General features: G+C 29.7%; 14 protein-coding genes. 13 read left to right on the forward strand and 1 reads right to left on the reverse strand.

The window, feature by feature from the left end; genetic code table 11:
- Nucleotides 1-105: 105 nt before the first annotated feature.
- From ASC44_RS03540 to ASC44_RS03590, 12 genes are all read left to right on the forward strand, one after another.
- Nucleotides 106-321 carry a helix-turn-helix transcriptional regulator gene (locus ASC44_RS03540; protein ID WP_055446246.1) on the forward strand — a complete coding sequence of 72 codons (216 nt, stop codon included), beginning with the start codon at nt 106-108 and terminating at the stop codon, nt 319-321.
- The gene (locus ASC44_RS03545; protein ID WP_055446247.1) at nt 318-3,170 is read left to right on the forward strand and encodes an N-6 DNA methylase; all 2,853 of its coding nucleotides are present in this window, start codon (nt 318-320) and stop codon (nt 3,168-3,170) included. Before ASC44_RS03540 ends, ASC44_RS03545 begins: the two co-directional genes overlap by 4 nt.
- A gap of 2 nt (nt 3,171-3,172) precedes the next feature.
- A complete protein-coding gene (locus ASC44_RS03550; protein ID WP_055446248.1) occupies nt 3,173-4,687 on the forward strand; it encodes an AAA family ATPase in 1,515 nt (504 codons plus the stop codon).
- Nucleotides 4,684-5,340: an HNH endonuclease family protein gene (locus ASC44_RS03555; protein WP_055446249.1), complete on the forward strand. Its 657-nt coding sequence runs from the start codon at nt 4,684-4,686 to the stop codon at nt 5,338-5,340. Before ASC44_RS03550 ends, ASC44_RS03555 begins: the two co-directional genes overlap by 4 nt.
- Before the next feature lie 344 nt (nt 5,341-5,684).
- Complete coding sequence (locus tag ASC44_RS03560; RefSeq protein ID WP_055446250.1) at nt 5,685-6,221, forward strand: DUF726 domain-containing protein; 537 nt, start codon at nt 5,685-5,687, stop codon at nt 6,219-6,221.
- 34 nt (nt 6,222-6,255) lie between these two features.
- On the forward strand, nt 6,256-6,405 hold the full coding sequence (locus tag ASC44_RS18490; protein WP_161804999.1) for a hypothetical protein: 150 nt from the start codon (nt 6,256-6,258) through the stop codon (nt 6,403-6,405).
- A gap of 148 nt (nt 6,406-6,553) precedes the next feature.
- A complete protein-coding gene (locus tag ASC44_RS03565) occupies nt 6,554-7,138 on the forward strand; it encodes a hypothetical protein (RefSeq protein WP_055446225.1) in 585 nt (194 codons plus the stop codon).
- A gap of 195 nt (nt 7,139-7,333) precedes the next feature.
- Entirely contained in the window at nt 7,334-8,113 is a 780-nt protein-coding gene (locus tag ASC44_RS03570) for a hypothetical protein (RefSeq protein ID WP_152973259.1), read from the forward strand.
- 127 nt (nt 8,114-8,240) lie between these two features.
- The gene (locus ASC44_RS03575) at nt 8,241-8,735 is read left to right on the forward strand and encodes a DUF2947 family protein (protein ID WP_055446253.1); all 495 of its coding nucleotides are present in this window, start codon (nt 8,241-8,243) and stop codon (nt 8,733-8,735) included.
- A gap of 146 nt (nt 8,736-8,881) precedes the next feature.
- The gene (locus ASC44_RS03580) at nt 8,882-9,472 is read left to right on the forward strand and encodes a hypothetical protein (RefSeq protein ID WP_055446254.1); all 591 of its coding nucleotides are present in this window, start codon (nt 8,882-8,884) and stop codon (nt 9,470-9,472) included.
- The gene (locus tag ASC44_RS03585; protein ID WP_152973260.1) at nt 9,456-9,815 is read left to right on the forward strand and encodes a hypothetical protein; all 360 of its coding nucleotides are present in this window, start codon (nt 9,456-9,458) and stop codon (nt 9,813-9,815) included. Before ASC44_RS03580 ends, ASC44_RS03585 begins: the two co-directional genes overlap by 17 nt.
- 155 nt (nt 9,816-9,970) lie before the next feature.
- Nucleotides 9,971-10,615 carry a hypothetical protein gene (locus ASC44_RS03590; RefSeq protein WP_055446256.1) on the forward strand — a complete coding sequence of 215 codons (645 nt, stop codon included), beginning with the start codon at nt 9,971-9,973 and terminating at the stop codon, nt 10,613-10,615.
- Nucleotides 10,616-11,262: 647 nt separating this feature from the next.
- Here the strand turns inward: ASC44_RS03590 and ASC44_RS03595 are convergent.
- Nucleotides 11,263-12,255: an IS110 family RNA-guided transposase gene (locus tag ASC44_RS03595; RefSeq protein WP_055446231.1), complete on the reverse strand. Its 993-nt coding sequence runs from the start codon at nt 12,253-12,255 to the stop codon at nt 11,263-11,265.
- Nucleotides 12,256-12,520: 265 nt separating this feature from the next.
- Here ASC44_RS03595 and ASC44_RS03600 point away from each other — a divergent pair, with 265 nt between their 5' ends.
- On the forward strand, nt 12,521-14,059 hold the full coding sequence (locus ASC44_RS03600; protein WP_055446257.1) for a hypothetical protein: 1,539 nt from the start codon (nt 12,521-12,523) through the stop codon (nt 14,057-14,059).
- Nucleotide 14,060: the final 1 nt, after the last annotated feature.

A 14,060-nucleotide genomic window follows, 5' to 3' on the forward strand; every position in this document is an offset into this window, starting at 1 on the left:
TTTCGTGCCTCAAAAAATAAAAAGAGCTTGCCTTTTCCCACCAACTACATCCTAATATTGATTATCCATTAAAAGTTGATATATTTGCATTAGATGCTAATAATTATGAATAAAAAAGCAATTAACAGACTAAAAGTTGTTTTAGCTGAACACGGAAAAACCAACAAATGGCTAGCCGAAAAACTGAATAAAAACGGAACAACTGTATCTAGGTGGTGTACTAATGAGGTACAACCTTCTTTAGATACACTTTTAGAAATTGCCAATTTGTTTGGTATTGATATGAAGGAATTAATCAATTCAACGCTAGACGAAAAATGAAATTAGAAATACAAATAGATAAAAACAAGAATAAAATATTTGCTCCTTTGCTAGATAAATGGATTAAGTATTCAGCAGAAGAAGAATTGAAGCAAAAGTTTATTTGTAGGCTTAAAAACACCTATGGATACTCGCTAAACCAACTAGGTCAAGATGTTAAAATAAAAAAAAGGTATGAAGCTGACATTGCAATATGGAGAAGCGAATTAGATAAGAAAAATAATTATATTCCTTCTATAGTTATCGCAGTTGAATGTAAAGCTGAGCATATAAAGATTAAGGAGTCTGACTATTCAATCGGTTACAATTTTGCCTCGTCCATTAATGCTAACTTCTTCATTGCGGTAAACTTAAAAGAAACTAAAGTTTTTCATATTAAAAGTGAAGTCGCTGCAAAAAAAGTTGAAAAACTAACTGAAATACCCAAAGCAGAAATACTTGTTGACAATAACAGTATAATCAAATATGTCAATGAAAATAAAAAATTTACTAGAGATGAATTTTCGAGATTATTAACTAGAAGCCATAACATAATTAGGAATAATGACAAATTATCTCCTGAAGCTGCTTTTGATGAAATTAGTAAAATTTTGTTTATGAAAATTATGTATGAACGAAGTTCTACAAGAGAAATGATTTTTTCAAGAGACAAGTTTAAAGCAGATGAAATTAATTATGAAGAAATTATTCGACCTAGTTTAAAAAAGGATGCTCCACACTTGGACCTAGATTATATGCAATATCTTTTTAATGAAACTAAAAAGGCATTTGCCACAGATGACCTTTTTGAACTTAAAGATATAATCAAAATAAAGCGAAATAGTTTTGAAATGATAGTCGAAGAACTTGAAGTCTTTAATCTTTCAGATACTTCAGATGACGTAAAAGGAATTGCTTTTGAACAGTTTCTAGGTAAAACTTTTAGAGGTGAATTAGGTCAATTCTTTACTCCAAGAACAATTGTAGATTTTATGATTGAAATACTTGACCCTCAAGAAGGGGAAGTTGTTTGTGATCCTTGTTGTGGTAGTGGAGGATTCTTAATTAGTGCTTTTGAATTTATGAGAGATAAAATTGATATCGAAATAAATGATGAAATCAAATCATTAAAACAAAAGTATTTTAATGACAATTTTGATAAATTATCATTGAAAGAACAAGAGGTAATTTCCAAATCGGTACAAGAAAAAATTGAAGAAATCAATCAAGAATTCGACATAAATAATGAAAAAAGCAGGTATCACAAGCTTTCTCATTATAGTATTTATGGAACTGATGCCAATGCAAGAATGGCAAGAACTGCCAAAATGAATATGATTATGCACGGAGATGGACACGGTGGAGTTCATCATAATGATGGCTTGCTAAATGTAAACGGGATTTTTGATGGTCGCTTTGACGTCATTCTTACTAATCCACCATTTGGCTCTAGAGTAGAAAAATCTCTTAAAGTAACAGAAGTAGATTTACCCTCAAATACAAAGCTAGAAAAATACAAAGCTAAATATCCAAATTATATAGAGAAAGTTATTGAACCATTAAGAGAATGGACTAACTACATCGATAAAAAAGATAAAAGTAAAGGGAAACCAATTCTTGATTTATTTGAAGTTGGAAAATGGAGTACATCAACAGAAGTACTTTTCATTGAAAGATCTTTAAATTTATTAAAACCTGGAGGAAGAATGGGAATCGTTTTACCAGAAGGTATTTTAAATAGTGCCAACTTAGAAAATACGAGAAATTATTACGAAGGAAAAGCTAAAATATTATTTTTAGTTTCTTTACCTCAAGATGTTTTTGTGAGTAGTGGAGCTGCAGTAAAAACAAGTTTGGTCTTTTTGAGAAAGTTTTCCGTAAAGGAGACTGAAAACTATAATAAAATATGTGAGTTTACAGAAAATAGAGTCAATAATAAATATAAAAAGGAAATTGAATTATTAAATAAAAAATTAAAGCTAGATAAATTATTGTCCGCAGCTGATAAAAAAAGTATCAGAGAAGAACTAAAATCTATTAAATTAAGGATACAACTTGAAGTAAAAAGTCTTGTTCAAAAAGAATTCGATTATGAAATTCCAATTTCAGACATACAAAAAGCTGGAATTACAACAACGGGAGCTAAAGGAGACAATCAACTTCCTGAATTAATTGAAAAGTACCTTGCAAACTCTAGAAAAGAAAAAATTACTAAATCAATTCAAGATTCGTCTTTCCAACTTTTTAGATATAAAAACCTTGCAAATTGGAGTGTTTCTCATTTACTTTCAAATACATTTGACTATAATGAGGATTTTAATCTAGTAAGAATTGGAGACTTTTTAAGCAGAAATAAAACAAGAATTGAAATACAAGATAATGTTCTTTACAAAAGAGTTACTATTAGGCTTTATAATAAAGGTGTAAAACTTAGAAATACTGCTTATGGCAAAGACATCGGCACTAAAAAACAATATTTAATTTCTAAGGACCAATTCCTTATTTCAAAAATTGATGCTAGAAATGGAGCATTTGGAATAGCGACAGAAGAAGTTGACAAAGCTATTATAACCGCAGATTTTATAGCATATAATATCGATACTACCAAAATCGACCCTTTATTCCTTGTACTTATAACAAGTACTCAGCAATTTTTAGATTTTGCTCAAAGCTCAAGTTCTGGAACAACAGGAAGACAAAGGATCGATGAAAAAAAATTCCTAGATGTCAAAATACCATTACCAAAACTTAGCAGGCAAAAGGAAATTTTAGGAAAGTATAGAGAAATATTGAGACAAAAGGAAATCATTATAGCAAAGGAAAAAAATGCAAAAGAAGATTTTGAACAAGAAATATTTAAATCTATTTAATTATGCTACTTAAAAAATTACACATAGCTGACTATAAAATTTTAAAGGATTTCACTATTCAATTTCCTTATGATTTTAAACAATACATTTCAGTTTTAATTGGAACAAATGGTTCTGGGAAATCAACCATATTAGAAGCAATTGCTCAAATTTTTAGTAGTGTTTTACTAAATAAAAAAGCAGAATTCGGTTTTGAGTTAGAGTATTCAGTTCGTCACGAACAAATGATAGAAGAAACAAGTACAACTTCTGAATTTCAAAATACTTACTTATCAGCAAAATTATCAGCAAATAAAAAAGGAGACACTATTCAAATTGAAACATTTGACAAGGATGGAAAAACTTTTAATAAGATTGATATTCTTGAAAAAGATAAAATGGTTTTTGTGTCAGGTAAAACTGCTTATTCATATTTGCCAGATAATATTGTAATTTATTATTCCGGTTTGTCTGAAATTATGCAAGAATTAGTTGAGCCACACAATGAAATAATTTCAACTGCATATAGAAAAAACAACACTTTAGCCAATAGAGATTTCTTTTATTTCGAACCTGACCATTTCGGAATTATCTTAACAAGCTTACTTTCATTTGAATATGGAGATATTCCTGGGTTTCTACTTTCAAAAGCGAAAATTGAAGGAGTTCAAAGTATTCAGATAAGATTGCATAAGCCTGAATGGGCTAATGATTCTATTCAAAATTTTTGGGGAGCTAAAGGAGAAGTGAGAAATTTCCTTGACTATTTAAACGAAAACTCAGCTAGTGCAGAAGATTTGGTAAATTCAACTAACTCCAAAAGTGTTGGAAATATAGTTATTGAATCATTACAAGATGAATCAATTATCATCACAATCATCACACAAGAAAGACTTTTTGAAATACGAAACCACTTAATAGAAGAACGAAAGCTTTTTGAGATTTTAAATATCCTATTAGCAGATGGTATGTTAAATGACATTACTTTTTCATTAATTAAAGTAGGTGAAGAACGTCAAAATTTTGGAACATTAAGTGAAGGCGAACAACAGATAATTATTATAAAAGGACTTACAGAATTACTTTCAGAAAAAAATTCACTTTTTCTTCTTGATGAACCTGATACATATTTACACCCTAAATGGCAGAGACAATTTATTACAGAAATTGAAAATACGACTAATCCTTCTACCAATTCTGAAAACTCTTATGTAATTGCAACACATTCTCCTCAATTATTAAGTAATGCAAAATCTGAACTAAATTTTGTAAAAATCATTGAAGAAGGTGCTTTAATAGAGAATACACCAAAATATTACGGGCGAGAAATAAACACTATTCTGTATGAATTAATGGGCGTTGAAGAACGAAATAAATTGGTAAGAGGTAAAATAAGTGATTTGTATACGCTAATTGCAGAGGAAGATATTGAAGAAGCAGAAAGTTCTCTTAAAGATTTACAAGATCTAATAGGAAAAGATGACCCAGAGTTAAAAAGAGCTGAAATTCAAATTACTTATTTAAAAGAAGACGAATGAAAGCTATAAACAAAGGAAATGAACCTATTTCTTTAACAGAACATAGAGTTAAACAATACGCTTCTTATGAAAATTTACCTAATGCTGACACAAGAGAATCTTTACTAGTAGAACAAGGTAATATTTGTTGTTATTGTATGAGAAGAATTCCCGAATCTGAAAAAACACCAGGTTCTAAGATTGAGCATTTTTTATGTCAAGATAACCACCCTGATGAGGAATTAAGTTATGGAAATATGCTTTTAGCGTGTTTAGGGTATGAAGGTTCTTCAAAACGATTGCAAACTTGTGATTCAAAAAAAGGTAATCTTAGCCTAACATATTCTCCATCTAATCTAGCTAGAAATATTGAGGATTTAGTAAAGTATAAACCTAATGGGGAAATTTACTCTTCTGATGAAACATTAAATACGGAATTAGAAACAGTATTGAATTTAAATGTAAAACAGTTAAAAGAAAACAGAAGAGTCGTTTATGAAAGTGTTCAAAATAGAATTAGAAACAAAGTAAAACAGCATAAAACAAATACATTACAGAAACGATTTTTAGAAGCTGAAAAAAGGAAATGGCTCAATTTGGTTAATGGAAAATATAAGGAGTTTTGTATGGTAGGAGTTTTTGTAATTAACAAGAAACTGAAAAGAATAGCTTAAATAGCCAACGTAAGTTCAAGCACATTTAAAGTTTGCTCGTACCTCACAAATTTAAAAGAGCTTTCACACCAACGCTAGCAAGTTTTCGGAAAAAAGCCAGTGGCTAACAACGTGTATAAAACATAGCTATTATAGGCTTTTCAAGAGGTTTTTGATTATTTAATAAGTCCACCAAATTTTTATTTTTGTATATTTAGAATATAAAGATAAATAGAAAAAATAAAAATTTGGCTCGTGCTAAATCCGAAAAGTTAGCGTTTATTTATACGCTACGTTTCATACACAACAACGTTAGCTAAAATTCCCAACAACATTCGGAAAAATAATAAAGATTTAGGTAAAAAATGAAAAGGAATCAAATGTTTCTAGAAAAAATAAGAGACGGAAAAGGAACTACAATAATAACTATTGATGGTTTTTTAAATGAAGGGAATAGCAATATAGATGACTGGCAAAAAGCTTTAAGGAATAAATATCCAAATAATCCTTGGTTTCATTTACATTGGAAATCTGAAAACCTTAATAAACTAATACAAAAAACAGCAACATCTTTTCTTTTAGCTTATTCCATACCTGCTACTTTGAGCTTAATGGCCACGAGTATAATTTCTATTCCTGTAGTTTTAATTAGGTTTAGCGGAATAATATTTTCTTGGAGAAAAGCTTTAAAAATTAGCGAGAAAACTGGAGAAAACTTACCTAAAATTATTGAAGAATTGAAAGTTGAAAAAATTATTTTAGTAGGACATTCATTAGGTAGTAGAGTTATTTATCATTGTCTAAAAAAAATAAAAACTAATACTGTTTACGAAATACATTTATTAGGCGGAGCAGTAAATAACAATAAACTTAAATGGGAATTAATCGAAAATAGAAAATAAAATTTTTAATTATCATTCAGATAACGATAGAATATTGCAATCAGTTTATAAAGTTGGCGCACTTGATAACTTTCCGGTAGGAAGAGAAAAAATAGGAACGAAAAAAACAATAGATATAGACGTAACACATCTCGTAAAAGGTCATTGCGAATTTAAAACTGAATTCCATAAATTTATAAATTAAAAAACTTTAGCTAACACCGTATATAATTTATTGCTAGCTTCTCGCCTACTTACGAAAGTCCTCGCGGACTTTCTTGGTCGGTAATTATTTACTAAATTAGTTGCTTAAAACACGCAACAAACCATATACAACAACGTTGGCAACAATAATGAAAAATCCGAACTTCGAAAATATAAATCTGTTTGAATTTCTAAAATCGGAATTCAAAACACGTAAAAAAAGAAAAAGAATTTTCGGAACAATCTGCTCATTTTTTCAACTGTTCGTTTTTGGAACATTTAATTATCAAACAAAAAAATCGTGGAATGAAATTCACAAATCGATAGAGAATAAACTATTGAATTTCTATCCTGAACTGAATTGTAAGTTCAATGGAAAAAGACCAACTTTTATCGAATTATTAAAAAATTACGGAACTGAACGAATTGAATTCAAATTTAATAAAGCGCACGTAGCTGTTACGAACGATTCTCTTTACGTTTTCCCATTCGATTCGGCTGAATTGAAAGACCAAGGAGCTTATTATGATATGCTTGAGGAACCATTTCGGATAGTTTATAATACAACAGAGAAAAATGATAAATATTCCGTAATAAGTACTATTTCTGAATTTATATCAATGAAATCTGAAAACGGAAAAACGAATATTGAATTTAAAACAACGGAATTGAATGCTAGAACGGAATTAATATTTGACCAAGAAATTACAGTTGCCAACACCGTATATAATTAATGGCTAGTTTTAGCTTGCTTACGAAAATCTTTGCAGATTTTCTATTCAGTTTTTATTTGCTAAATTAGGTGCTGAAACACGCCACTAATCATATACAAACACGTTGTGTGCAATTAACCAAACCAATAAACATTGAGGAAAAACCTACTATTTTTAGTACTATTAATAATAATTCAATCTTGTCAATCTGACCTTTTGACTGACAATAAATCTATAATTCAGGAAATTGATAAATTGAATTTTAGTAAAACAACATTTGAAGTTTCCATAGATAATAACGAAAACATAATAGATACGCTTTCAATTATAAAAACAAAAACGGATAAAAACGGTAAAATGCTTTATGTAATAAAAGAATATTTACCTAAAGTAGATGGAAGCATAATACAACAAAGCTATTTTAGGAATAATGAAGATTTGTTTTATAGAGAAACTGCTGCAACTGAAGAATTCAAATCAATCTTTCAAACCTTTGTTAATAAAGACAATATGATTGAAAACGCTCAAATGATAAGTTATACTTCTGAAAATCCCAATGATACAATCTTTATGAAATATGACTATAAATATAATAGCAAAGGAAAAAAAGAAACTTTATTTGTAACATTTGAAAAAGATTCTACGAATTCAATGGACTTTACAAAATACAATGAAAACGAAAAACCTGAATTTAGATATTTAATAATTGATAATGACACATTACAAAAACTAAAAATGAATTACCTTAATGGAAAAATGGTTGAATCAACATATGAATTCAAAGAACCTTTTAGAATCAAAATTTCCACTTATGATAATAACGAAAAAATAAAATCTGAAGTACAATATTTAAAAGTAAATGACACTATAAAAAAAGTATCGGAATCAACTTTTAATTATACTAAAAACACAGAATTAATAATTACGAAAAGCATTTTGAAAGACACTATAACAAAAACGAAAAAAATAACTGCACACAACACCGTGTATAATTAATTGCTGGTTTTAGCCAATTTACGAAAGTCCTCGCGGACTTTCTATCTGTGATTTATTTACTAACTTTAGTGCTTAAAACACGCAACTAATCATACACAACAACGTTGTAAAACATTTAGACCAACCATTGAACATAGAAGTAGACGATAGAGAAATAGTTCCTTTAAACGAATTTGAATTAGGCTGGAGATTTGAAAAAACTCATAGTCCTAATATTTCTGAATCTGAAAAGAAACAAATTCAACCAGTTTCTGAAATGGAATCGAAAAGACTGAATAAGGTCATTGACTATTTCGAACAGGAATATAATTTAAGAGAAAAATTTACTCAAACGGATTGGATAAGTGCGAATGCAGAAAGTGATGAGAAAATTGAGCGGTTTAGAAACCAACTCGAATTGACTTTGGAAAAATGGGACGAAGAAATAATAATAACTTGGCATCGGAACATTACGCTGAAAACAACGAAAGAAATATTTATAAAATATTGGACTGATTTTTTATATCCGAGTTCTGATGATGTAACTCTGATTTCGGAAAAAACGAATTGGGTAATGTTTTACCGACATTTTGAAGTGGCAAATATTTGGACTAAAACATCTGAATATTTAAAAGCGGAATAAAAACGTTTTACAACACAGTATAAAAATAATTGCTATTTTAGGCTTAAACAAAGGTCGTTGCGCTTTTGTTACGTCTGATTTTCCTGCGGAAAATCCTCGCACACAAAACCGCAACTATTCTTATACATAAACGTTGTAAACAATTTATGAAAATCGAGAAAATCATAATAATTTTAGTTCTGATTTTAACATTTAGTTGTCAAAAAGGAAAGAAACCATCGGAAACAAAAACTGATTCAAAAATTGAACTTGAAAATCAAAATTCAGATACCGAATCGAATTCTGAAAATAATGAGAATATAAAACCCCACTCTGAAAGTGTGACTTTTCGAAACATTACGGACCTGGAAAAATATAAAGGATTTGAAAAAGTAAGCGGAGAAGTATTGTCAAGGTCTGACAAAGCTTTAGTTTACATACAAAAAGACAGTTTAAAAGTTTTGATATTGGAAAGAATAATCAAAAACTCATCACCTAAGCCTAATTATTCAATATTAGATGAAGTTACTTTCATCAGCAAAAACTCTGAAAACTATATTGCTTTAACTTCGTGCGAATTAATTGAAAATTCTCAAAATGAGATTATTTTCAGCCTTGTCGAAGATGAAGATGAAGATGTTGAATACTTTAAAACAATACTAAAATCTTGGGTTATAGATTTAGACAAAGAGGTTTTCAAGGAAATTGAATCAAAAGATGTCAAATGCAATAACATACATTATGGCTACGACGGATAAAATAGTTGCTTTATTTCTAACTTTTAGTTTTTTAACTATTAGTTGTAATCAAAATCAGGATTCTAAATTTGAATTTAAACAATGGCATAAATCGGCTAACAGAAGTCCTTTATCCTCTACAATTTACCCTTATTTAGAATGGAATCAGGCTATGAATATAAAACTCGGTTTGACTGAAAAAAATGCGGAATTTGATTTCCAATATTATCATCATCCTGTAAATGCCATTATATTTACGAAATCACCGAAAAATGAAAATTATGAAATCGCTCTTAAACTATCTAAAGATAAAACTGAAGTGATTGATATAAGTTTTTTAAAATTGAAATCAGTAACTGAATAAAAAACTGTTTACAACACCGTATATAATTTATTGCTGGCTTTTCGCCTACTTACGAAAGTCCTCGCGGACTTTCTTGGTTGGTAATTATTTACTAAATTAGTTGCTTGAAACACGCAACAAACCATATACAACAACGTTGGGCGTAATATAACGAAATGATAGAACCAAAATACACTGAAGGGAAATTAATAGAATTTAAACTTAAATTTGAGGAATTAACAAAGACTATAAAAGTCAAATCATATTATGCTGTTAAGAATTCAGATTCAAATGATAATTACGCAGGTAAAATTATTGAGAATTACCGACAGAAAGTTCGAGATACACCTGAATCTGCTACTGAATATTATAATTCAAAAATTGAGGTAATAAACAGCTTTATCGATAAATTAGAGGATAAGTCTTCGAATAAATATGATTATGTACAATTATTTCTACCATCAGATGAGAATAGGAATGAATTATTAACTAATTTTTCTAATAAACATTTTAATTCAGAAAATGATTTCTCAACAAGTTTTTATAAAAAAAAGAACACGAGCATCGTTGGTTTAAACTGTGATGATGCAAATAACCTATTTACCTATGAAGAGCCAATTAATTTAAATAATCCACTTAAATCTATACTTCTCATTGACGATACGATTGATACAGGATGTACTATTAAAATATTTCTTAAAAAACTATATGAATTAAATATTTTTGATAAAGAAACAGAAATTAATGCTTTTATAATTTACAATAACTATAAAGCAGAAAAAATGACAAATCCAATGGATCTTTTGAGAAAAATGAAATAAATACTACGCCCAACACCGTGTATAATTAATTGCTGGTTTTAGCTCACTTGGGAAATTCCTTCGGAATTTCACCGTTCGTGCTTTATTTAGTAAATTCACTACTTAAACAACGCAACTAATCATACACAACAACGTTATCTATAAGTTACTCACCAATAAAAATTATTGGAAAATCTATAAGTCTGAACTTCCAACAAGGAAATAATCACTCAGATGAAAAATGTAATCTGAAAAACGTTACGGATTGGATTCTGTTTGATTTTATAAACTAAGAGAATTTTAGATCAAAAAGATCAATAAAGTAAACCAAGATTGAAAAGCTTGCGTTTATCGTTACGACTGAATTACACGCAGAAAAACCAATCTGAGCTAATCTGGACAGTAGAAACGTATCATTGCGCTTAAACCCTTGCTAAAATCAGAATTCCTAAATTATATTTATATAAAAATTTAAACATCTGAACTCTGGATAACTAGGAAAAGACCTATAGATAACAACGTATATAATTAATGGCTAGTTTTAGCTTGCTTACGAAAATCTTTGCAGATTTTCTATTCGGTTTTTATTTACTAAATTAGGTGCTGAAACACGCCACTAATCATATACGTATTCCAAGATCAATTCCTAATAAATATTCTGTTTTTTTTTAAGCTACATGTTGTTGAAGAACCACATAAGGTGTTCCTCTTTTTACAACTGCAAAAGCTCTTGCAATTAATTTGTTTCTAACATTGTTTATCGCTAACATTTTATCCTTTCCTTCTGCTACTTTTCGTTTGTAATATTGTCTTAGTTCACTATCATGTTGGATTGCAGAAACACTAGCCATACTTAATAAACTTTTCATTTTTCTATCTCCTAAATAATGACACTGTTTTCGCTTATAGATACTAGTTCCAGAGCGATGCTCGAATGGTGCTGTGCCACAATAACTCGAAAATGCACGCCAACTAGCAAAGCGTGTAAAGTTTCCTGTGTGGTAAATTAATTGACTCGCAACCACTAATCCTACTCCTTTTAAGCTCGATAGTAATTCATAATTCTTTTGCATAGAATCATCTTCAGAAATAATTTCTTTTATTCTATCCTCTACCGCTTTTACTTGCTTAGATAAATAGTCTATACTACGTTTTAAGCTTATGCATCCAGAGTCTGTAGTTGGACTAGATAAAAGCACTTTCATTTCTTTTAAAGTACCTTTAAGTCCTGCATTATTTCTAACCAATTGATCGCGCAATGCTAACAAGCGCCCAAGCTCTAAATGAGACATGCTTTTTACAGTACTTGGCGCCAACTCTTCTCTATAGAGCCAAGCATAACGTGCTATTAAAGCCGCATCCAACTTGTCTGTCTTTTCTTTTACAATTCCGGACGAACGTTTTATTTTTAACGGACTTTCTTCTACAAAAACTATAGATTCACTAGCTAAATAAAGAGCTAATTTTAAGGAGTAATAGCCTGTATTCTCAAAACAATAAAAAACATCACTATCTTTACTGTACTTCGAAACCCATTTTAAAAGACTTTTGTAGCCTACTACATCATTAATAAACTCCTTGTGTACTTCGGCTTGATAACAAAAGGCATCTATTGTTTTTTTTGATACATCGATTCCTACGACTTCTTTGTAATTTTTCATATTTTTACAATTAGAGTGAATAAATTTGTTGCGTTAACTACTTCCTTTATCGGGAGATCTTCACTCCTGGTATTCCAAATGGTTCTTGGCAACTATATAGAAAGAGAGGACTCGTACGTGTAAGGGAGCGTTATTCTAAAACACGTTATAGTTCTCCTCTTTTTCTATCTAAAGATATTTATTACAAACTAAAGAAACACGTTGGTGGTTAATTTTCGGGCTAACCATCATTTTTTTTACTAACTTTAAAAACCTGTTTGTACTTATGAAAAAACAAAAAATCAAAACCTTTCTAAAATTCGGAACTCTCCTGTTCGGAATATCCTTGTTCCTCGTTGCCTGCCAAAAAGACGACGATTTACAAACAAATTCTAATCTATTCCCTAAAAAATACTCTCCTTTTTCTATCACTAAAATTGGAGAATCTGAAATATTAAAAAACAAAGTATTAAGCAATAAACTTAATAAATTAAACACAACGATTAATCAAAACAGAACTGCTTCCATACAAAATAAAACGGTCTATTCTAGCGAATACGATTTTTATATAGATACAGAACAAGCTAACTTTATTCAAATAGATAGCACTTATCATTCCTATACTTTTACTATTAAAAGAGATTATGCTACATCTATAATAGAAAACCTATTAGTTTCCCTACAACAAGATGGAAGCTATAAAATGCTATTTGTAACTTACAATACAACGGCTCAAGAAAAACTTGATATTATTAATGATATTAATGTAGATTTAATTGATAAAGTTCAATATACAATTATTGATGATGATATTTTAATGTCTAATATTTTCAGTAAAGATATTGCTGGTGGTGACTGTGTCGTAATTGGTATTGGCGAATGTAGTAATGGTTTTAGTCATGACCATGAATCTACATCGTTTTGTGATGGTTATACGGCATTAGCTATTAACCTTGATTGCGCTAGTGGTGGCGGTGGTGGAACTCCCAGCTATGATGGAGTTCAAATCCCTGATTACGGAAACCCTAGCACCGGAAACAATGGACATGGAGGTGCTGGTGGCACTGGCAACACAACAAATCCAAATATTACTGTACCAACACCTTGTACTAGAGATTGTCCTGAAAAATTTGATTATATTGATGTGAAAAATTGTGAGGAATTACACAAATTCAGCTCTTCTGCTTATGCTCAAAATGAATTTATAGCTTTAAAAAATTGGGTAAACGAAGATAAAGAAAAAGGATATTTCGTTAAAGCAAGTCCAACAGCAGCACCTAATTTTAGCACTCAATATGGAGAATCTCCAAGTCTTGATGATTGCACAGAAATAAAAGTACCATATAGTATTCGTGGAACAACCTATGCTATAATGCATGTACACCCAACAGGATGCAATGAAGGCACCTATGGCATGTTTGGAATTGGTGATTTAAGAAACCTGTATTTAACTTCACAATATTACAGTCCAAGTTTAGTCCCAGAAGTTGGTAGCGACCCATCTATTTATGCTATTTATATGACAGTTGCCGAATATCATTATGCAATAAAAATTAATGACCCGACGAAATTAGCTAATTTAAGTACTATTTTTAGTAATAAAGAAGATAGAGAAAACTTTAGTACAAAGCTTGCGGATTTATATAAAGAAACTAATAATAGTCAAACTTTATTAGAGAAAGCTCTATTAAAATTTATGAATGAGACTTATAATTTAGGCATTTCTTTATACAGAACTAGTCATGATGATATTCAAGTAGGTTCTTCAAACTGGAAACGATTAACTTTAAATAATAACGATATAGTCTTAAAAGACTGTAATTAAA

Source organism: Lacinutrix mariniflava (assembly GCF_001418015.1).
GTDB lineage: Bacteria > Bacteroidota > Bacteroidia > Flavobacteriales > Flavobacteriaceae > Lacinutrix > Lacinutrix mariniflava.

Bases quoted from the DNA above. Each gene is read 5' to 3' on its own strand.
- ASC44_RS03540 (WP_055446246.1), top strand. From the start codon at position 106: ATGAATAAAAAAGCAATTAACAGACTAAAAGTTGTTTTAGCTGAACAC.
- ASC44_RS03545 (WP_055446247.1), top strand. From the start codon at position 318: ATGAAATTAGAAATACAAATAGATAAAAACAAGAATAAAATATTTGCT.
- ASC44_RS03550 (WP_055446248.1), top strand. From the start codon at position 3,173: ATGCTACTTAAAAAATTACACATAGCTGACTATAAAATTTTAAAGGAT.
- ASC44_RS03555 (WP_055446249.1), top strand. From the start codon at position 4,684: ATGAAAGCTATAAACAAAGGAAATGAACCTATTTCTTTAACAGAACAT.
- ASC44_RS03560 (WP_055446250.1), top strand. From the start codon at position 5,685: ATGAAAAGGAATCAAATGTTTCTAGAAAAAATAAGAGACGGAAAAGGA.
- ASC44_RS03565 (WP_055446225.1), top strand. From the start codon at position 6,554: ATGAAAAATCCGAACTTCGAAAATATAAATCTGTTTGAATTTCTAAAA.
- ASC44_RS03580 (WP_055446254.1), top strand. From the start codon at position 8,882: ATGAAAATCGAGAAAATCATAATAATTTTAGTTCTGATTTTAACATTT.
- ASC44_RS03585 (WP_152973260.1), top strand. From the start codon at position 9,456: ATGGCTACGACGGATAAAATAGTTGCTTTATTTCTAACTTTTAGTTTT.
- ASC44_RS03590 (WP_055446256.1), top strand. From the start codon at position 9,971: ATGATAGAACCAAAATACACTGAAGGGAAATTAATAGAATTTAAACTT.
- ASC44_RS03595 (WP_055446231.1), bottom strand. From the start codon at position 12,255: ATGAAAAATTACAAAGAAGTCGTAGGAATCGATGTATCAAAAAAAACA.
- ASC44_RS03600 (WP_055446257.1), top strand. From the start codon at position 12,521: ATGAAAAAACAAAAAATCAAAACCTTTCTAAAATTCGGAACTCTCCTG.